This is a genomic window from Kribbella sp. NPDC000426, assembly GCF_040300265.1.
GTDB lineage: Bacteria > Actinomycetota > Actinomycetes > Propionibacteriales > Kribbellaceae > Kribbella.
Genome location: NZ_JBEPDK010000002.1, coordinates 408,090 through 427,043 on the forward strand (window position 1 = coordinate 408,090; position 18,954 = coordinate 427,043).

Sequence of the window (18,954 nt, forward strand, 5' to 3'; positions counted from 1 at the left end):
GGGGCTATTCGTCGAGGAACAGCTCGATCACGCAGCTGTCGACGTCGGGGGCGCGGTTCGGCAGCTTCAGCGTGAGCGTGTTGTCCGGCAGACCGGCGAGGTAGGTGTGGCCGGGTGCGGAGGGGTCGACGGTGACGCGCCGGACCTCGGACGCGTCGTGCAGGAATTGTGCGTACGAGACCTTGTCGCCGAGGCCGGGCAGGTGCAGGTGTCCCATCGGCCACGCGAAGATGTGCAGGTACAGCCGGCGGCCGTTCTGGGTGTAGCGGCAGTCGGCGGGTGGGACGTAGGTGCTCGGGCCGCAGTCGCGGATCGAGCGTTCGTGCAGTCGCATCCAGTCGCCGATCCCGTCCAGGACCGTGAGCGCTCGCGGTTCCCAGGCACCACGGCCGTTCGGGCCGACGTTGAGCAGCATGTTGCCGCCCTTCGAGACGGCGTCGACCAGCATCCGGATCAGTAGCGCGGGCGACTTCCAGTCGTGGTTGTCCCGGTGGTAGCCCCAGCTGCCGTTCAGCGTGTGGCACGCCTCCCACGGCACCTGCATACCGTTGCCTGCAGCAACTTCATTGCCCGGCGGCTGGACCTGTTCGGGCGTGGTGAAGTCGCCGGAGCCGAGGCCGAGCCGGTTATTGACCAGGATCCCGGGCTGGAGCTCGCGCACCATCTGCAGCAGTTCCGCCGACCGCCACTCGTCCGGGCCCTTGGCGTTGAACCCGCGATCGGCGTACGAGAAGTCGAACCACATCACGTCGATCGTCCCGTACTCCGTGAGCAGCTCGCGGACCTGTCCATGCAGGTAGTCGGCGTACTTCGAGACGTCGCGATCCGCCGTCCGGTCGATGAAGTCCACATCCTTGCGCTGCGGATGGTAAAGGTCGACCGGGAACTCTGGATGGTGCCAGTCGAGCAGCGAGTGGTACAGCCCGATCTTGAACCCGCGCTCGCGGAACGCCTCGACCATCGGCGCGAGCAGATCCTTTCCCCACGGGGTGTTCGGCGCCGAGTAGTCGGTCAGCTTGGAGTCCCAGAGGCAGAAGCCGTCGTGATGCTTCGTCGTGATGACCAGGTAGCGCATCCCGGCGTTCCAGGCGTCCTCGGCCCAGCGCTCCGGGTCGTACAGATCCGGCGAGAAGTGGTCGAAGTACGGCTGATAGGCGGCGTCGGTGAGCTGCTCGTACGACTTCACCCACTCGTGCCGTGCGGCGGCCGCGTAGATGCCCCAGTGCACGAACAGCCCGAACCTTGCCTCGGTCAACCAGCTCATCGCGGGCTCGCACCGCCGAGCGCCGACTCGAACTCGCCGCGGATCTTGTCGCCGCCGTCCTTCGCCCACTTCTTCACCGCGGCGTCGAACGCGCTGATCGGCTTCCGCCCGGCGATCACGTCGTTGCGTACGTCGGTCAGCGGCTGGCCGATGTCACCTCCGGACTTGTCGTTGGTCGGCGAGATCAGCGACGCGGTCGGGTCCTTGACGACCATGCCGATCAGCTTGGTCAGATCCTCGTGCGCACGGTCGACGTACGTCGGCGAATCGGTGTTGTAGAGGGCCTGCGGTGCGGCGGTGATGTACTTCCACGGCACGGTCAGCTCGGCCTCGCCCTTGCTCGTCAGCTTCGGGTTGCCGTTCGCGTCGCGAGTGAAGTCGACACCCTCGACGCCGTACGTGAGCAGCAGGTTCTCGCTGCTGCCGAACGGCGCGGCGAAGAAGTTCGCGACCGCGAGCAGTTCCTTGGCGCGGGCGTCGTCGGCCTTCTTCATCAGCGTGTACGCGAACAGGATGTTGTCCGACCAGGTGTTCGCCCTGCCGCCCTTCGGCGCCATCGGGACGAACGCGCGCGGATCGTTCTTCGGGTCCAGGCGGGACATGTCCTTGACGTAGCCGGAGTACCCCGGGAAGCCGTCGTACACCAGCGCGCCCTTGCCGGCCCGGAACGCGTTCTTCCGCGCCGTGCCGTCGATACCGTCCGAGCCCGGCACGAGCACCTTGGCCTTGACCAGTTCGATCGCGAACTCGAGCGCCGCCTTGTACTCCGGGGTCTCGAAGCTGCGGACCAGTTTGCCGCCGTCGAGCCGCCAGCCGTTCGGTACCCCGAACATCTGCTGGATCATCGTGAAGAACGTGTTGCCCTTCGAGTTCACGATCGCCCAGCGGCCCTGCTGCGGCTTGGTCAACTCCTTGCACGCGGCAAGGAAGTCCTCTGCGGTGGCCGGGTAGTCGACACCGGCCTCGTCGAACAGCCGCTGGTTGTAGAAGCCGGCACCGCCGGTGATACTGCGCGGGATCGGCAGCCCGTAGATCTTGTCCTGCACCACGCACGCCTGCCAGATCACCGCGGGGATGTTGGCCAGGTTCGGGTAGTCCTTGACCTTGTCACCGGACAGGTACGGCGTCAGGTCGGTGCACTTGGCCTTCAGGAACGCGGGCAGGTTGTTGACCGCGGTCGGGTCGGTGAGCAGCACCAGGTCCGGAAGCTGGTTCGCGGCCAGCATGGTCTGGAACTTCGTCGCCCAGTCGCTGTCCGGGACGATCGTCAGGTCCAGCGTGCCGCCGAGCTTCTGCTCGACGGCCTGCCAGGCGGCGTTCTTGTCCCGGGACGGCGGCAGCGGGTCGAAGATGTCGGTCATCACGCTGACCTTGCCGCCGTTCAGCGGCGGCTTGGGCACGGTGGTGACGAGGTCCTTCGGGTACGTCCGGTACCCGGGCGGCACGCCGTCCGCCGTACCAGGGAGATCCGGCTTCGGGCCGGCGAAGGCGACGTACGTCGGGAGCGTCACCGATGAGGCGCGGGCGGTGCCGGCCGCCGTGCTGCCGTTGCTGCAGGCAACCAGCGCCGGTACGCCGGTGGCGCTCATCACGGCGACGCCGACTGCGCTCCGCAGGAAGCTTCTGCGGCTGAGCGATGGGGTGGTCACGGTCTTTCTCCTAACCCTTGATGGCGCCGGTGAGTACGCCCTTGGTGAAGTAGCGCTGCAGGAACGGGTAGACGCAGAGGATCGGGACCAGCGCCACGACCACGACCGCCATCTGCACGGCCTGGATCGACGCGACCGCCTCGCCGGGCGACTCGGTTCCGCCGCCGACGGGCTGTCCCTGCAGGACGTAGAGACGCAGTACGAGCGGCAACGGCCACTTGCCGGTGTCGTTGAGGTAGAGCAAGGCGTTGAAGAACGCGTTCCAGTGGCCGACCGCGTAGAACAGCGCGACGACCGCGAGGACGGCCTTCGACAGCGGCAGCACGATCCGGATCAGGATCGCCAGGTCGCCGGCGCCGTCGATCCGGGCGCTGTCCAGCAGTTCGGCCGGGATGTTCTGGAAGAAGTTGCGCAGGACCAGGAAGTTGAACGCGCTGACCAGGCCCGGCACGATCAGCGCGGCGTACGAGTCGTAGAGGCCGAGCGCCTTGACCAGCAGGAAGTTCGGGATGATGCCGGCGCCGAACAGCATCGTGAACAGGACGGCGGTGAGCACGAACCGGCCGCCGACGATCGGCCGGCTCAGCCCGTACGCGAGCGCGATCGTGACGACCAGGTTCAGCGCCGTACCGATGATCGTGATGCCCGCGCTGACCAGCAACGCGTGGCTGACCACGCCGCCGGCGAAGATCGTCCGGTACGCCGCCAGCGTCGGCTCGCTCGGGAACAGCGGGATGATGCCGCCGCGTCTGGTGATCTCGGACTCGCCGGCCAGGCTGGTGGCGACGATGTTCACGAACGGGTAGAGCACCAGCAGGCAGACGATCGCGATCACGACGCCCTTGATCGCCAGCCCGAGTCTGCTCGGCGCCTCCATCCACGGTGGCCGGTTGGAGAGCCGCTGCGAGGTCGTCATCTGCTGTAGATCCCTTCGTGGCCGAAGCGATGGGCGAGTTTGTTCGCGCCGAGGATCAGGACCAGGCCGATCACGCCCTTGACCAGACCGACCGCGGCAGCCGGTCCCCACTGGCCGTCGAGTACGCCGTGGAAGTAGACGTAGGTGTCGAGTACTTCGGCGGCGTCGGCGCCGACCGCGTCGCGCTGGAGCAGGATCTGCTCGAAGCCGACCGAGAGGATGCTGCCCAGGTTGAGAATCAGCAGCAGCAATGTGACCGGCACGATGCCCGGCAACGTCACGTGCCACAGCCTTCGCCACCGATCCGCGCCGTCGATCGCGGCCGCTTCGTAGTGCTCGGTGTCGATGTTGAGCAGCGCGGCGAGGTAGATGATCGTGCCCCAGCCCGCGTCCTTCCAGATCAGCTGCAGCGTCACCAGCCACGGGAAGAAGCCGGAGCTGGTCATGAGGTCGACGCGCGGCAGGCCGAGTTCGCCGAGGAGCTGGGGGAGCAGGCCGGTGCCGCCGATGAGCTGCTGACTGATCGAGATCAGGATCACCCAGCCGATGAAGTGCGGCAGGTATACGACGCTCTGCACGAACCGTCTGATCTTCGGGCTGAGGATGCTGTTGAGCAGCAGCGCCAGACCGAGCGGCGCGGGGAAGAACAGGACCAGCTGGAGTACGGCGAACTTCAACGTGTTGAGCAGTGCGCGGTAGAAGTCCGGCTCTGCGAAGACGGAGAAGTTACCGAAGCCGACCCAGGGGCTGCCCTTGAAGCCGAGGTACGGCTGGTAGTCCTGGAAGACGATCACGTTGCCGAGCAGCGGCACGTAGTGGAACACCACGAAGAACAGGAAGCCCGGTAGCACCAGCAGCAGCATCGTGCGATCCCGCCGGAGCCGCTGGCGCAGTCCGGGGCCGGGGCCGGCCCGCCGCGCTGCGCGTCGCCCTACCTGCCGATGCATGAGGCGCCTCCTGATAGTAAGCGTTTGCTGTCGTGATTGGCAGTAACCATGAAACGTTCACAGCCTTGCTGTCAAGCGCTGGCTGGAACTTGTCTTGACCTGTGGCGGTCGAGCTGTCTACGGTTTCTAGTAACCGTTTACTAGGAGTGATCCGTGCCGAACCAGCACCCTGTCCCGCGTCTGCGCACGCTCGTTGCCATGCCCGCGGAAACCTGGTCAGAGGTGATCACCGCGCCTGTCCGGGATCGTCTTACGGCGGTCGTGGAGCTGCTCGGCCTGGGCCCGGCGGATTCCGGCGGCGTACTCGAGGTCGGCGCGGAATGCCGGCCGCGGTTGGTGGAGTCGTTCGCGGACGTGGCGGACGAGTTGGCGGCGGCGGAGGTGCTGTTGACGGGGTGGGGGTGTCCGCGGATCACTGCCGACGTACTGGACGCTGCGCCCAAGTTGCGGGCGATCGTGCATGCGGCCGGGACGATCAAGACGTTCGTGGATCCGGTGGTGTTCGAGCGGGGGATCGAGGTGTCGTCGGCGGCCGCGGCGAATGCGATCCCGGTTGCGGAGTTCACGCTGGCGGCGATCGTGCTGGCAGCGAAGCGGGCGTTCCGGCACCGCGAATGGTTCCAGGGGTCAGGGGTTAAGCGACCGTTGCTGGGGGCACCGATTCTGGGGACGCTGGGTACGACGGTCGGCGTACTCGGTGCGTCGCGGATCGGGCGCCTGGTGATCTCGAAACTGCAGTCGCTCGACGTGAATGTCCTTGTGAGCGACCCGTATCTGAGTCCCTTGGAGGCTGCCGAGCTGGGTGCTCGGTGGTGCGACCTGCCGACGCTCTTCTCCGCGAGCGATATCGTCACGGTGCACGCGCCACTGCTGCCGGAGACTCGCGGACTGGTCTCGGCGGAGTTGCTCTCGGCAATGCCGGACGGTGCCGTCCTGATCAACACTGCGCGTGGTGCGCTGGTGGATCACGCGGCCCTCGAGCGCGAGTGTGTCTCCGGCCGGCTGGACGCCGTACTGGACGTGACGGATCCTGAACCGCTGCCGCCTGGCTCGCCGTTGCTGCAGGCCCCCAACGTGTTCATCACGCCGCACCTGGCCGGTGCTATGGGCAACGAAACGACCCGCCTCGGCGAGGCTGCGGTGGCGGAGATCGAACGTCTGGCGAAGGGTCAGCCGCTCGGTCATCCCATCCATCGTGATGACCTCGGGCGGATCGCATGACCCGGAGCATGCGGCTGCCCGCGCCTGACCGCATGTTGTCTCCTCGGACCGGGTATACGCGGGAGACCTGGCTGGCGGTGGCTGATCAGTTGCTCGACTCGCTGGTGCCTTGGTTCTCGGGCAGCGGGGCGCAGGTGCGGTTGCCGGGGCGGGGGAGTTGGTCGGGGGCCGACTGCGACGGGTTGGAGGGGTTTGCTCGGTCGTTTCTGCTGGCTGCGTTCCGGATCGCGGCGACGGACGGCGATGAGCGGTTGGTCGAGCGGTACGCGCGCGGGCTGGTGGCGGGTGCGGCGGGTGAGTGGCCGCGGTTGACGCCGTGTTCGCAGCAGATGGTGGAGGCGGCGGCGATCGCGGTCGGGTTGCACGAGTCGCGGACGTGGCTGTGGGACAGGCTCGACGTACGCGAGCAGGAGAAGGTGGTCGACTGGTTGAGCGGGTTCGTCGGGTCGCGGACGTGGGACAACAACTGGCGGTTGTTCCAGGTGGTCGGCGAGCAGTTCGTGGCGTCCGTTGGTGCGCCGTACTCGCAGGACGACATTGACGCGGGGCTCGATCGGATCGAGGACTGGTACGTCGGGGACGGCTGGTACTCCGATGGTGACGGGCAGAACTTCGACCACTACATCGGCTGGGCGATGCACCTGTACCCGGGGCTGTGGACCCGCATGGCCGGTCCGTCCGCGGATGGTCGCCTTGCTGTCTACAGGGAACGGCTGCACCGGTTCCTCGAGGACGCGGTGCACCTCACCGGCACGGACGGGGCGCCGATCCACTTCGGGCGGTCGCTTTGCTACCGGATGGCTACCGTCGCGCCGTACTGGATGGGTGCGCTCCTCGACGCGACTCCGCTGGCTCCTGGGCAGACCCGTCGCCTGTGCTCGGGGACTCTGCGCCACTTCGTCGACCACGGCGTACCTGACGAACGCGGCCTGCTCACCCTTGGCTGGCACCACCACTTCCTGCCCACCACCCAGCCGTACTCCGGACCCGGCTCTCCGTACTGGGCCTCCAAAGGTTTCCTCGGCCTGTTGCTCCCCGCCGACCACGAGGTCTGGACCGTCCGCGAATCGGCTCTACCCCTGGACGAGCGCGACCAGCTCCGCCCGATGCCTGCCCCCGGCTTCCTCATCCAGTCCACCAAACACGACGGCATAGTCCGCCTTCTCAACCACGGCAGCGACCACGGCGGAGAAGGCGACCCCCACTACAACCGCCTCGCCTACTCAACCCACACAGCCCCAGAACTAACCGAAGCCCCCGAGCGCACCGTGTCTGCGGGCTGTGCTGGGGGTGGCGAGGGTGCCGGGGGTGCTGGGCAGGTCGGAGACGGCAGGGGTGTAGCGCACGCCGGTCGCGCTCAGGTCTCCGACTGCGGTTGGGGGCACCTCGACAACCACCTCTCGCTTTTCGGCGCCGACGGCTTACTTGAGCAGCGGCGGAGTATTCGGCGCCTGCGGGTGACGGGAGGGCAGGCGGCGTCGTGGTGGGAAGCAGGGGAGGCTCGGTTTGAGGTGGTGAGTGTGGTTTGGGGGCGGGTTGAGGTTCGGTGTGTGTTGGTCGACGGGCCGGAGGGGGTGGTGAGGCACGGCGGGTATGCGGTGGCAGGGGTTGAGCGACCTCAGGTGAGTGCAACCGGAATGTGGGCGCAGGCGACGCGTGTGGATCGGCTGACGAGTGTGGTGGTCGGGTTGCACGGGTACGACAGCGCAGCCGTCCGGCGTGGGTTGGACTCGAATGCGTTCGGGCCGCACTCGGCGACGCCGTACCTGGAGGCTCAGCACGACGGCAGAGGTGCGCGGGTGCTGGTGTCGGCGGTGGTACTGTCCGGCGACACGGTCTGGCCGGAGGCGGTGGCCGAGAGCATCGACGTCGCGGTCGACGGGCTCGACGTACGGCTGCGGTTCGCGGACGGTACGACGGCCGGCGTACGACTCGGCGAGGAGGTGGGGGATGGCGGAGCAGCCGCGGTCGCGGGCGCGCCGGCGTGACCCCGAGTCGGCCCGCACCATCCGCGACGTCGCCGCCCGCGCCGGCGTCTCCACCGCGACCGTCTCCCGTGTTGTCAACGGCAACTATCCGGTCGCGGCCTCGACCCGCGCCGCGGTCGAACGAGCGATGCGTGACCTCGGGTACGTCGCCAACGCGCACGCCCGCGCCCTGGCCGGCTCGACCACCCGCGTCGTCGGCATCGTCGTCAGCGAGATCGTCGACCCGTTCTTCGCCTACATCGCTCGCGGCGTCCAGGCCGAGGCGCTCGCGTCCGGCCGCCTCTGCCTCGTCTGCTCGACGCAGGGCGGCGAATCCGCCGAGCTCCGCTTCGTCGACCTGCTCCTCGAGCAGCGCGCCGACGCGGTGATCCTGGTCGGCGGCGCGGTCGAGGACAAGGAGTACTTCGCGGCCGTCGGGCAGCGCGCTCGTCAGCTCGCGAACAACGGCTCCAGCCTCGTCCTATGTGGCCGGCCGGGGCTCGAGGCCGGCGTACCGGCGTACGCGGTCGAGTACGACAATGTCGGCGGCGCCGCGGCGATCACCGATCACCTGCTCAGCGCCGGCCACACGAAGATCCTGTACCTCGGCGGCCCGACCACGCTGTCGACGACGACCGCTCGCCTGGAGGGCTTCCGCCAGGCGTTCGCCGCCCGCAAGCTCGAGCACGATCCGGCCCTGGTCCGCACCGGCGCGTTCGGCCGCCAGTGGGGCTACCAGCAGACCCTTCGCGCGCTCGACGACGATCTCGACTTCACCGCGATCTTCGCCGCCAATGACATCGTCGCCGCCGGTGCGTACGTCGCCCTGCGCGAGCGCGGCCTCAGCATCCCCGGCGACATCTCGGTGGTCGGCTACGACGACGTACCGGTGGCGACCGAACTGCAGCCGGCGCTGACCACCGTCCGGGTGCCGCTGGAGGAGCTCGGCCGCGCCGCGGTCCGGGCCGGGCTGGCCGGGCAGGAGCCGAACGCGGACCCGTTCGCGCACCAGCAGCCGATGACCACGCTCGGGACCGTCGTCGTGGTCCGGGACTCGGTCGGCCCGCCGCGGTGATCACTCACAGCTAACTCCCAGTCTGCGCTTCCCTCGGTGATCGTCGTGATTCGCAGCGTGATCAGCGGTGACACTATGTCAGGACCTTGTGGGGCTCGTGTCTCAGCGTGACCGGGGAGTGCTTGACATATCCGGTTCGGGCGTTTGAGACTCAGGTCACTTTCGCGATCCGAGAGCGCTCTCAACTCCGTCCAAGTTCCAGGGAGCACGTCACATGCGGCCCAGCGCCCGCTACCGCCCCATCGCCGGACTGCTGGCCTGCGCCGCGGTCCTGCTCGTCACCGCGGCCTGCGGCGGTGGTTCCAGTTCCTCCGATCCGACCGCCGCCAAGACGGACGGGCCGAAGATCAAGCTGACCATCGCGACCTTCAACGAGTTCGGGTACGACGACCTCTACACCGAGTACGAGGCCGCGCATCCGAACATCACGATCGTCGAGCAGCACGCCAAGACCGTCGACGACCACGTCAAGAACCTGGACTCGAACCTGGCGTCCGGGACCGGCCTGGCCGACATCGAGGCGATGGAGGTCAGCTGGATCTACAAGTACCTGGCCAAGGCCGACAAGTTCGTCGACCTGCGGCAGTACGGCGCGAACGACCTGAAGGACCGCTGGCTCGACTGGAAGGTGGCCGGTGCGACCACGCAGGACGGCAGGATCATCGGGTACGGGACCGACATCGGCCCGGAGGCGATCTGCTACCGGCGCGACCTGTTCGCGAAGGCCGGGCTGCCGACGGACCGGACGGAGGTCGCGAAGCTGTTCCAGGACTGGCCGTCGTACTTCGCGACCGGGCGCAAGTTCAAGGAGAAGGTGAAGGGCTCGGCGTGGTACGACTCGGCCGTCCTCACCTGGGAGGCGATGCGCAACCAGCTGATCCAGGCGTACTACTCGAACCAGGATCGCTTCCTCGCCGGCGAGAACCCGCGGCTGAAGAAGACCTGGGACCAGGTCGTCGCCGGGAGCAGGGACGGTCTGTCGGCCGGGCTGGTCGCCTGGAGCGACGAGTGGAACGCGGCCTTCCGCACCGACAAGTTCGCGACGATGGCGTGCCCGGGCTGGCTGCTCGGGGTGATCCAGGACAACGCGGGCAGCTTCGGCAAGGGCAAGTGGGACGTCGCCGATGTCTTCCCCGGTGGCGGCGGCAACTGGGGCGGCTCGTACCTGACCGTGCCGATCCAGTCGGCCCAGCCGGAGGAGGCCGCGAAGCTGGCCGCCTGGCTGACCGCGCCCGAGCAGCAGGTGAAGGTGTTCAAGAAGATCGGTTCGTTCCCGTCGACGCTCGACGCGTACAACGACCCGCAGGTGAAGTCGCAGGTCAATCCGTACTTCAACAAGGCTCCGGTCGGGCAGATCTTCGTCAACCGGGCCCGCAACGTGATCCTCAAGCAGCACAAGGGTCCCCGCGACGGCGAGATCAACCAGATCTTCAGCGCCGCGCTGTCCCGGGTCGACAGCGGCAAGCAGTCGTCGGCCGCGGCCTGGGCGCAGGCTGTCGACCAGGCCGAGAAGGTCGCGGACACCCGGGTCGGGAACTGAAGAAATCTGTCAACACGCCCCGGCGGGTTGCCAACGGCTGACGCGCGTTCGACCTAGGACGTACTACCGTGTGAACGCAGGCCGATCGACAGCCGAGGAGGGCCGATGGACGGGTCTGGTTCTCCGACACTGGAACAGGTTGCGGCGGTCGCCGGGGTGTCGCGGGCAACGGTCTCGCGGGTCGTGAACGGTTCGCCGAAGGTGTTGCCGGAGACGGTCGCCGCGGTCGAGCAGGCGATCCGGCAGTTGGGGTATGTACCGAACCGGGCGGCTCGTGCGCTGGTGACCCGCCGTACGGATTCGGTGGCGATCGTCGTACCGGAGCCGGACACCCGGGTGTTCTCGGACCCGTTCTTCGCCGGCATGCTCAGCGGGGTCAGCCGGACGCTGGCGCCGACGTCGTCGCAGCTCGTGCTGCTGATCGAGCCGGCCGAGGGTGACGACCAGCGCTTCATCCGGTACTTGCGCGGCGGGCATGTGGACGGCGCGATCATCATCAGCCACCACGGGCGCGACAACGTACTGCAAGAGATCGCGCAGTTGCCACTGCCGATCGTCTTCAGCGCGCGGCCGCTCGGGGTCGACGTACCGGTGGCCAGCGTCGACGTGGACAACGTGGCCGGTGCGCGGACCGGGGTCGAGCATCTGCTGGCGATCGGGCGAAGCAAGGTCGCGACCGTCGCCGGGCCGTTGGACATGACGGCCGGGCTCGATCGGTTGACCGGCTACAAGGACGTGATGAAGGAAGCTGGGTTGCCGGCCCTCATCGAGTACGGCGACTTCACCGCCGACGGCGGCGAGCAGGCGACGCTGCGGTTGCTGGACGCGCATCCCGATCTCGACGGGTTGTTCGTCGCGTCGGACCTGATGGCGACTGCTGCGCTCCGGGTGCTGTCCGAGCATGGACGTCGGGTGCCTGCGGATGTCGCGGTGGTCGGCTTCGACGACTCGGTCCTGGCCACCACGACGACGCCCAAGCTCACCACCGTCCGCCAGCCGGTCGAACAGCTCGGCGCCCGCCTGGCCGAGATCCTCCTGGCGAAGATCGGTGGGGCGCACCTCACCAGCCCGGAGATCTACAACACCGAACTGATCATCCGCGACAGCGCGTGACGGTGCCCGGTCGCCGGCGCGCTTGTGTGCGGTGTATATGTTGGTAGTGCCAACGTTGGCGCAGCCAACATAACCTGGGGAGTCCGGATGAAGAGTGTGCTTGTGGTGGGACGTAGTCCGAGCGTGCTGGAAGCAACGGTGGAGCTGTTGCGGGCGGACGGGTACCGCGCGGATGCGACCAATCAGTTCGACCGGGTGCTCGACGACTACGACGTCGGCGCGCTGGACGTACTGGTGTTCGGCGGGATGGTGCCGCCGGACACGAAGGAGGACTTGAGGGCGGAGCTCGGCAAGCGGAACGCCGCGCTCACGATCGTCCAAGGGCTGGTCGGGATCCCGGGGGTGATCGCGGCCCAGGTCGACGTGGCGACCCGCGGAGAGCAGGAGGTGGACGTCGAGTACATCGAGGAAAGCAGGATCCTCAGGGTCACGCTGGCGGACGCCGTACGGGTCACCGTCGACGCGTTCTGGATGACCTCCTGGACGCCGCCCGAGCCGAGCAGCACCTCGTCCGTGGTGTTCGACGGTGAACTCGCGGCAGGCGTTCACGACATCGCGCTGCCGGACCTGGTGCCGGCTGAAGGGTCGTTCGCGGTGGTCACGGCCGGCGCCGAGGTGCGGGTCCAACAGGTCGGGCCGATGCCGAAGGCGCTTGCGCGGATGGTCCCGAAGTCGGCAAGCGATCAGCGGCTACCCGGCGTCGCGAGTGTCAGCACCGGGACCGAGGTGGGCGGTTAGGGCGGGTCGTTCTGGAACTGGAACTGGACGCGGACGGAGTTGTCGAAGGGGATGACGACGGTGGTGTTGGAGGCGGACCAGGTCTGGGGGACGAGGAAGAGGCGGTTCTGGCCTACTACCAGTAGGCGCAGGCCGCGGTAGCGGTAGTTGAAGGTTTGGCCGGTGCCGGCGCGGAGGGTGGTTTCCTCGATGCCTGGGGAGCGGAGGGCCAGCCTCTCCTTGGTGTCGAGGATGACGACCGGGAAGCGGTTGAGGTCGCGGGCGTCGGCGCGGGCCAGACCACGGCCGGAGTACTGCGCTGTGGTCGCGGTTGCCCAGAAGGCGCAGGTGACCGTGGCGACGGCGAGCAGTGCGATAAGTACGCGTTGCGGACCGAGGGTCGGGTCGGCCTTACGGCGGAGATAGGTGAGGTAGGCAAGGGCCGCGGCGGAGAAACCGATCACGGCGGGGATGATCAGCGCGTAGTACGGCATCTGGCCGATGAGCGGATACGCGAGGAGACCCGCGACGCCCAGGACGAGGACCAGCACGGCGACGCGGGCGGCGCGACGTACTGCGGTGGGCGTCGGATGGATCGCGTTGTGCAGAAGAAGAGCGGCCACCGCGAGCAACGTGATCACCAGGAGCGGGACGAGCAGCGGTTGCGGGCTGCGCATCACGTAGTCCTGCGTGCTGAGGCCGATCGTGTCGACGTCGATCCCGAAGTACTCGTACTGCGACCGTGAGGAGACGTACCCGAAGTAGAACAGCAGCGCACTGAGCAGCGTCACCGGCGTGATGATGCCGGCGGCGAACCTGATCCAGCGTTCGGCCTGCGAACCTTCGTCGGCCATCCGTCAGCCGCCGTCGGGGGTCTCGGCCGGCAAGGCTGTCAGGACGATCTGGCTACCGCTCCGACCGAGCAGACTGTCGCAGTCGGACTGACTCTCGCACGTGGCCTCGCCCGGGACCTGGAGGGTGGTACTGCCGGAGCTGACGAGCTGGCGGACACCGACGTAGCAGGTGTCGTGCTGGTCGGTTGTCCACCGAAAGCCGGCACAAGCCGGAAGGTTGTCGGGGCAGGACTGCTGGTCGGCCCCGAAGATCCCCTCGGGGTTGAAGGTTGCCGAGCCCAACTCGATCGTGACGCCGGCCGGGAGTGACGTGTCGGTCAAGCTGACCGAGTAGCAGTTCGGATGCAGGTCGTCGACGGACGCGCCGCCGACCGGGAGCGAGGCGATGCTGATCGACGGCTGTTTCTGTTCCGGTTGGGTCGACTCGGTATCGGTCGGTTCGGGCGCCGGTTCGGTGGTGTCGTCGGCGGTCGCGGTGACGACAGGCGTCGGCGTACCCCCGTCGCTCGACGAGCATCCCGTCAGCAACAGGACCGGCACCGCGACGAACGCGACCAACGCACGCATGACAACCACCCCAGGACCCAGAATGACCCTCTGTGCAGACGGCGACAACCTTTTGTTCACTCTCCGCTGCGACAACGGTGCATCCGTGATATCCCTATGGACAAAGGGGGGACCTGAATGACCGACCACGAGATCCGGATCGCGCTGGTTCTGAACGGCGGTGTCAGCCTCGCGGTCTGGATGGGCGGGGTGACGCACGAGCTGGATCTGATCCGGCGTGCGTCCGGCGGGTCCGACGCGCCGCAGTCCCAGCCGTACGACGCGGTCCTCGCCGACCGCTGGCGGGAGCTGTGCCACCGGGGTGAGGAGCGGCGGCGCGTGGTGGTCGACGTGATCGCCGGCACGAGCGCCGGCGGGCTGAACGGTTCGTTGCTGGCGACAGCGATCGCGAACGGTTCGACGCTGGACCCCGACGGTGACTCGGGCGATGAGACAGGTCCCTGGCTGCGGCAGAAGTGGGTCGCGCTCGGCTCGCTCGACGTCGGCAAGCTGGTCCCGTCGGCCGGCGTGAAGTCGACCTCGGTGCTCGACGGCAAGTACTTCCTGCAGCAGCTCGAGGACCTGCTCAAGGGCGTGGCCGACGCCGGTGACAGCGACGCCGAAGAGCCGGTGACGTTGTTCGTCACAGCGTCCGGGCTGGGTGTGCAGCAGTTCAAGGCCAAGGACGCGGCCGGCCAGGCCTTCGTCGTGCCGGACCATCGCTACCTCTACGGGTTCACGAGCGAGGACGCCCCGACGTACGACGGGGCCAAGCGCAAGTTCTCGGTCAAGGACACGAACGGGTTGAAGGACACCGAGCTGCTCGCGCGAGCGGCGCGGGCATCCGCTTCGTTCCCGGCCGCGTTCGGTCCGGTGCTCGAGACACCCGAGCTGGCCGCGAGCCCGCCGCGGATCCAGCCCGGCCCGGCCGAGGCGGGGTCGTGGCTGGTGGACGGCGGCGTGCTCGACAACGCGCCGTTCGGTCCCGTGCTCGACGTCGTCGCCCGCCGGCCGGTGACCGGCAAGGCGACGCGCTACGTGCTGTACGTCGTGCCGTCCGCCGGGATCGGGCATGCGGCGACCGCGTTGCCCGGTGCGAAGGAGCCGAGCTGGCGGGTGGCCGCGTTGTCCGCGGTCCAGTTCCCGCGCGAGGTCGACTTCCGGTCCGATGTCGAGCAGCTCGAGCGGCTGCTGCTGGAGGCCGACGCGTCCTGGTCCGACACCCAGCGGCTCTTCGACCGTTGCCTGAAGCAACCAGAGGAGCGAGCCCGGTTGAAGGCGGCGGCGACCGCTCTGCAACCGACGTACTCGCGAGGGCGTGCGGCCGGCGGGGTCTGGGAGGCGGTGACGATCGCGAGCCACGACCAGTCGACCGTGCTGGACGCCGCAACCGCGTTGTCGGAGCCGCAGATCGACGAGATCCTCGCGACAGAGCATCCGTGGGTGCCGGGACCGGACGGTTCGACGACCGCCGTCCGCGACGATGCCGACGGCAACCCGAGCTGGCTGTGGGGGACCGGCGCGGCCGAGCGCATCGTCCGGCTGATCCTGCGTTGGCTGCGGAACCGGATCACGCAGGCCACGCACGCCGAGCGCGCGGAGCTGGACAAGCGGCTGACTGCCGCAAGCGATTGCCTGATGAAGGTCCAGGCCGTCCGCGACGCTCTCGATGTCGAGCTGGCCGCGGCGCATCTGGACCTGCGACCGGCCGGCGGCGCGGAGGCGGTCGCGGTCGGGTTGAACGACATCTTCGAGAAGTTGCAGATCCAGCGGGCGCTCGGTGACGCGTTCGCCGAGGTGGTCACGGTCGTCGGCTGGGAGCTCGTCGACACGGCGCTCGAGGTGGAGATCGTCTCGCGCTGTACGTCGGCGCGCACTCCGCAGCAGCGCAGCGCGCCGTTCCAGTTCCTCCGGCTCGGGCCGGACATTCCACTCGCCGTGCTCGACGAGCTGCAGGAAGGCTCGATCGCGAACCAGCTCAGCGAGCGCATCCTCTACGGCAGCCAGGTCGGGCACTTCGGCGCGTTCGGTGCGGCGGATTGGCGGCGGTGGGACTGGTTGATGGGCCGCCTGCATTGCGTCGCGCACCTGGGCACGATGCTCGGCGCGGACTCCGACTGGATCCGCGAGACCCAGCGGCAGGTGCTGCAGGCCGAGGGCTGGGAGATCGACGCGGTCGCCGAGCGGATCGAGCGGCTGGCCAAGGACTTCCCGGTCGACGCCGGGATGGGCGCGTTGGTGACCATGCGCAACGAGCTCAACGCGTCACCCGAGGGCCGCGCGATCACCAAGGGCATCGCCGACCGGATGGTCGATGTCTCGTCCGGCCTCGGCCCCGAGGTCGGCAACTGGGTGAAGGCGGCCGCGGGCCGCAAGCATCAACCCGGATCCTGGTTGTTACGGACGGCGCGCTGGTTCACCGAGCCGGCCCGGCAGACGGCCTGGGAGCGGATGGTTCGCGGCGCGAAGCTGAGCCCGGCGCACCGGCCGCAGATCTTCGAGCCATGGTTGCCTGTGGCAACAGCTGTGGTCGGTATCGTGCTGCTGATCCTGGCCGGCACCGTCGACGCCGTACGCCTCATCGCGGCGCTCCTGGCCGGGGCAGTGCTTGCGTTGAGCGCCGTCCTCGGCGTGGTGACGTGGTACGTACGACGGGCCCGCCGGCGGATCCGCGCGTGGCTCGAGCGGCGGATGCCGGCGATCAGTCCAGAGTCACGAAATCGATGAGCTCCTCGACCCGGCCGAGCACGGCCGGGTCGAGATCGGCGAAGCTGTTCACCTTCGACAGGATGTGCTTCCAGGCCGCGGCCACGTCGGCCTGGTCGGTGGCCGGCCAGCCGAACGACTGCAGCACGCCCTTCTTCCAGTCCTGACCGTGCGGGATCCGCGGCCAGGCCTTGATCCCGACCGACGACGGCTTCACCGCTTCCCAGATGTCGATGAACGGGTGGCCGACGACCCGCACGTACCGGTTGCTGACCTGCGCGGCGATCTTCGATTCCTTCGAGCCCTCGACCAGGTGATCGACCAGTACGCCGAGCCGCCGGCCGGGCGCGGGCTGGAACCGGTTGACGATCTCGACCAGGTCGTCCACGCCCTCGAGGTACTCGACCACGACGCCCTCGATCCGCAGGTCGTCGCCCCAGACCTTCTCGACCAGCTCGGCGTCGTGCCGGCCCTCGACGTAGATCCGGCTGGCGCGCGCGACCTTGGCGCGGACGTTGTCGACCGCGACCGAGCCGGACGCGGTCCGGGTCTTCTTCGGCGGGCCGGCCTTCTTCGGCGGCTTCAGGCTGACCGGTTTGCCGTCGATCCAGAAGCCCGGACCGAGCGGGTACGTGCGGATCTTGCCGTGCCGGTCCTCGAGGTCGACGACGCCGTGCTCCCAGCGCACGATCGCGCCGACGAACCCCGACGTGGGCTCCTCGACGACCATCCCCTTCTCGATCTCGACCTCGACGGTCCGCCCGTTCTTCGGCTTGCGCCAGTCCCCACTGAGTACGTCGTTCCCATACCTGTCAGCCACCCGCCCAACTCTAATAACTGGGAGCGGCATGCGACGCGGACGACTGGCGGCTCGGCGCGGTGAGTGTGAGCGCGAAGTACGCGAGGAAGCCGACGACCAGGCCGACCGCCCACGAGTAGTCGTAGAGCGGTTTGAGGAACGGGATCAGGCCGTCGGCCGGGAACGGGCCGGCGCCCGGGTTCGAGTACGCGCCGCCGACGGCGAGCAGTGAACCGAGCAGCGTTGCGACGACACCGCGCCAGTTCCAGCCGGCGGCGTACCAGTAGCGGCCTCCCGGCTGATAGAGGTCGGCGAGGAACAGGTTGGTCCGATCGATCAGCCAGTACCCCGCGATCAGCACGCCGGCCACCGAGGCGAGCAGACCGCCGTAGAACGACAACCAGACGAAGATGTAGATCGACGGGTCCGAGATCAGCCGCCATGGCTGGATCACGATGCCGATCACGCCGGTGAGCAGACCCGCGGTCCGGAAGTTCAGCCAGCGCGGCAATGCGTTCGCGAAGTCGTACGACGGGCTCACGACGTTCGCCGCGACGTTGCAGGACATCGTCGCGAGGATCGCCATGATGAGGCCGATCGTGACGATCACCGGGTTCTCGAACCGGCGGGTGAGCTCGACCGGGTCCCAGATCGCCGAGCCGTACAGCACGACCGTGCCGGAGGTGGTGATGATCGAGACCAGCGCGATGAACGACATCGTCGTCGGCAGGCCGATGATCTGCCCCCAGACCTGTTGCCGCTGGCCCTTACCGAACCGGGTGAAGTCCGGCATGTTCAGCGACAGCGTGGCCCAGAACGCGATCATGCCCATCAGCGACGGCGCGAAGATCTTCCAGAAGTCGGCGTCCCAGCCGAGCTTCGACGGCTGCGACAGGATCGGTCCGAAACCGCCGGCCTTGACCAGGATCGCGACCATCAGCGCCACGAACGCGACCGTCACCAGCGGCGCCGCCCAGTTCTCGAACCGGCGCAGACCCTCGATACCGCGGAAGATCAGCACCATCTGCAGGACCCAGAAGAACGCGAAGCTCAGCCACATCGTCCACGGATGGCCGCCGACCGCGGACGCGTCCAGCCAGCCCTTGCCGAACAGCTCGCCGACGATCACGTAGATCGCCTGGCCGCCGATCCAGGTCTGGATCCCGAACCAGCCGCAGGCGATGAACGCCCGCAGCAGCGCCGGGAAGTTCGCGCCGCGGACGCCGTAGAACGCCCGCGCGAACACCGGGAACGGGATGCCGTACTTCGTTCCCGCGTGACTGTTCAGCAGCAGCGGGACCAGCACGATCAGGTTCCCCAGCGTGATCGTGAGGAACGCCTGCAACCAGTTCATCCCGATCGCGACCAGGCCGGACGCCAGCAGGTAGCTCGGGATGTTGTGCGCCATCCCCATCCACAGCGCCGCGTAGTTGTACGTCGTCCAGGTCCGCTGCGGCAACCGCGTCGGCGCCAGCTCGGCGTTCGCGTACGGGCTGTTCGCCAGCGCGCCGGGATCGGTCAGTTCCACTCGTCCATCGGAGTGAACAGTCTGCTCAGCAGTGGCCACAGGTCCCACCTCATCCGGTCGGGCGATGTCCGTTCCGAACAAGTTGCGCGACGAGGTGACGTCATGTCAACGG

At 68.1% G+C, this 18,954-nt stretch carries 15 protein-coding genes; 7 read left to right on the top strand and 8 right to left on the bottom strand.

Features of this window, described 5'->3' with window-relative positions:
- Window positions 1-4: 4 nt before the first annotated feature.
- From ABT313_RS09800 to ABT313_RS09815, 4 genes are read right to left on the bottom strand one after another with little or no spacing between them, the layout of a single operon-like run.
- Entirely contained in the window at window positions 5-1,264 is a 1,260-nt protein-coding gene (locus ABT313_RS09800; RefSeq protein ID WP_350850610.1) for an alpha-L-fucosidase, read from the bottom strand.
- Complete coding sequence (locus ABT313_RS09805; RefSeq protein ID WP_350850612.1) at window positions 1,261-2,913, bottom strand: extracellular solute-binding protein; 1,653 nt, start codon at window positions 2,911-2,913, stop codon at window positions 1,261-1,263. Before ABT313_RS09805 ends, ABT313_RS09800 begins: the two co-directional genes overlap by 4 nt.
- Before the next feature lie 10 nt (window positions 2,914-2,923).
- Window positions 2,924-3,829: a carbohydrate ABC transporter permease gene (locus ABT313_RS09810; protein WP_350850614.1), complete on the bottom strand. Its 906-nt coding sequence runs from the start codon at window positions 3,827-3,829 to the stop codon at window positions 2,924-2,926.
- Window positions 3,826-4,776, bottom strand: a complete 951-nt coding sequence (locus tag ABT313_RS09815; RefSeq protein ID WP_350850615.1) for an ABC transporter permease — start codon at window positions 4,774-4,776, stop codon at window positions 3,826-3,828. Before ABT313_RS09815 ends, ABT313_RS09810 begins: the two co-directional genes overlap by 4 nt.
- A gap of 153 nt (window positions 4,777-4,929) precedes the next feature.
- On the opposite strand from ABT313_RS09815, the gene ABT313_RS09820 reads away from it, so the two are divergent.
- The 6 genes from ABT313_RS09820 (at window position 4,930) to ABT313_RS09845 (ending at window position 12,430) form a co-directional block, all read left to right on the top strand.
- On the top strand, window positions 4,930-5,997 hold the full coding sequence (locus ABT313_RS09820; protein ID WP_350850617.1) for a hydroxyacid dehydrogenase: 1,068 nt from the start codon (window positions 4,930-4,932) through the stop codon (window positions 5,995-5,997).
- 32 nt (window positions 5,998-6,029) lie between these two features.
- Window positions 6,030-7,985 (top strand): DUF2264 domain-containing protein, encoded by a 1,956-nt coding sequence (locus ABT313_RS09825; RefSeq protein ID WP_350850618.1) that lies wholly within the window; start codon window positions 6,030-6,032, stop codon window positions 7,983-7,985.
- On the top strand, window positions 7,948-9,039 hold the full coding sequence (locus ABT313_RS09830) for a LacI family DNA-binding transcriptional regulator (protein ID WP_350850620.1): 1,092 nt from the start codon (window positions 7,948-7,950) through the stop codon (window positions 9,037-9,039). The genes ABT313_RS09825 and ABT313_RS09830 overlap by 38 nt, the downstream gene beginning before the upstream one ends.
- 214 nt (window positions 9,040-9,253) lie before the next feature.
- Window positions 9,254-10,579: an ABC transporter substrate-binding protein gene (locus ABT313_RS09835; protein ID WP_350850622.1), complete on the top strand. Its 1,326-nt coding sequence runs from the start codon at window positions 9,254-9,256 to the stop codon at window positions 10,577-10,579.
- Window positions 10,580-10,684: 105 nt separating this feature from the next.
- Complete coding sequence (locus tag ABT313_RS09840) at window positions 10,685-11,692, top strand: LacI family DNA-binding transcriptional regulator (RefSeq protein WP_350850624.1); 1,008 nt, start codon at window positions 10,685-10,687, stop codon at window positions 11,690-11,692.
- A gap of 87 nt (window positions 11,693-11,779) precedes the next feature.
- A complete protein-coding gene (locus tag ABT313_RS09845) occupies window positions 11,780-12,430 on the top strand; it encodes a hypothetical protein (RefSeq protein WP_350850626.1) in 651 nt (216 codons plus the stop codon).
- On the opposite strand, the gene ABT313_RS09850 is transcribed toward ABT313_RS09845, so the two are convergent.
- Together ABT313_RS09850 and ABT313_RS09855 are read right to left on the bottom strand one after the other, a co-directional pair.
- Window positions 12,427-13,263: a hypothetical protein gene (locus ABT313_RS09850; RefSeq protein ID WP_350850628.1), complete on the bottom strand. Its 837-nt coding sequence runs from the start codon at window positions 13,261-13,263 to the stop codon at window positions 12,427-12,429. The genes ABT313_RS09845 and ABT313_RS09850 overlap by 4 nt on opposite strands.
- Window positions 13,264-13,266: 3 nt before the next feature.
- The gene (locus ABT313_RS09855; protein WP_350850629.1) at window positions 13,267-13,830 is read right to left on the bottom strand and encodes a hypothetical protein; all 564 of its coding nucleotides are present in this window, start codon (window positions 13,828-13,830) and stop codon (window positions 13,267-13,269) included.
- A gap of 117 nt (window positions 13,831-13,947) precedes the next feature.
- Between ABT313_RS09855 and ABT313_RS09860 the strand changes: the two genes are divergently transcribed.
- Window positions 13,948-16,536, top strand: coding sequence for a DUF3376 domain-containing protein (locus ABT313_RS09860; protein ID WP_350850631.1), 2,589 nt, complete (start codon window positions 13,948-13,950; stop codon window positions 16,534-16,536).
- Here the strand turns inward: ABT313_RS09860 and ABT313_RS09865 are convergent.
- Together ABT313_RS09865 and ABT313_RS09870 are read right to left on the bottom strand one after the other, a co-directional pair.
- The gene (locus tag ABT313_RS09865) at window positions 16,511-17,365 is read right to left on the bottom strand and encodes a DUF3097 domain-containing protein (protein ID WP_350850633.1); all 855 of its coding nucleotides are present in this window, start codon (window positions 17,363-17,365) and stop codon (window positions 16,511-16,513) included. The two genes, ABT313_RS09860 and ABT313_RS09865, sit on opposite strands and share 26 nt — an antisense overlap.
- On the bottom strand, window positions 17,346-18,842 hold the full coding sequence (locus tag ABT313_RS09870) for an NCS1 family nucleobase:cation symporter-1 (RefSeq protein ID WP_350850634.1): 1,497 nt from the start codon (window positions 18,840-18,842) through the stop codon (window positions 17,346-17,348). Before ABT313_RS09870 ends, ABT313_RS09865 begins: the two co-directional genes overlap by 20 nt.
- Between the last annotated feature and the right edge of the window lie 112 nt (window positions 18,843-18,954).

Excerpts from the sequence above, each read along its gene's own strand:
- ABT313_RS09865 (WP_350850633.1), bottom strand. The coding sequence starts at position 17,365 with ATGCCGCTCCCAGTTATTAGAGTTGGGCGGGTGGCTGACAGGTATGGG.
- ABT313_RS09840 (WP_350850624.1), top strand. The coding sequence starts at position 10,685 with ATGGACGGGTCTGGTTCTCCGACACTGGAACAGGTTGCGGCGGTCGCC.
- ABT313_RS09800 (WP_350850610.1), bottom strand. The coding sequence starts at position 1,264 with ATGAGCTGGTTGACCGAGGCAAGGTTCGGGCTGTTCGTGCACTGGGGC.
- ABT313_RS09855 (WP_350850629.1), bottom strand. The coding sequence starts at position 13,830 with ATGCGTGCGTTGGTCGCGTTCGTCGCGGTGCCGGTCCTGTTGCTGACG.
- ABT313_RS09810 (WP_350850614.1), bottom strand. The coding sequence starts at position 3,829 with ATGACGACCTCGCAGCGGCTCTCCAACCGGCCACCGTGGATGGAGGCG.
- ABT313_RS09845 (WP_350850626.1), top strand. The coding sequence starts at position 11,780 with ATGAAGAGTGTGCTTGTGGTGGGACGTAGTCCGAGCGTGCTGGAAGCA.
- ABT313_RS09860 (WP_350850631.1), top strand. The coding sequence starts at position 13,948 with ATGACCGACCACGAGATCCGGATCGCGCTGGTTCTGAACGGCGGTGTC.
- ABT313_RS09835 (WP_350850622.1), top strand. The coding sequence starts at position 9,254 with ATGCGGCCCAGCGCCCGCTACCGCCCCATCGCCGGACTGCTGGCCTGC.
- ABT313_RS09815 (WP_350850615.1), bottom strand. The coding sequence starts at position 4,776 with ATGCATCGGCAGGTAGGGCGACGCGCAGCGCGGCGGGCCGGCCCCGGC.
- ABT313_RS09850 (WP_350850628.1), bottom strand. The coding sequence starts at position 13,263 with ATGGCCGACGAAGGTTCGCAGGCCGAACGCTGGATCAGGTTCGCCGCC.
- ABT313_RS09825 (WP_350850618.1), top strand. The coding sequence starts at position 6,030 with ATGTTGTCTCCTCGGACCGGGTATACGCGGGAGACCTGGCTGGCGGTG.
- ABT313_RS09830 (WP_350850620.1), top strand. The coding sequence starts at position 7,948 with ATGGCGGAGCAGCCGCGGTCGCGGGCGCGCCGGCGTGACCCCGAGTCG.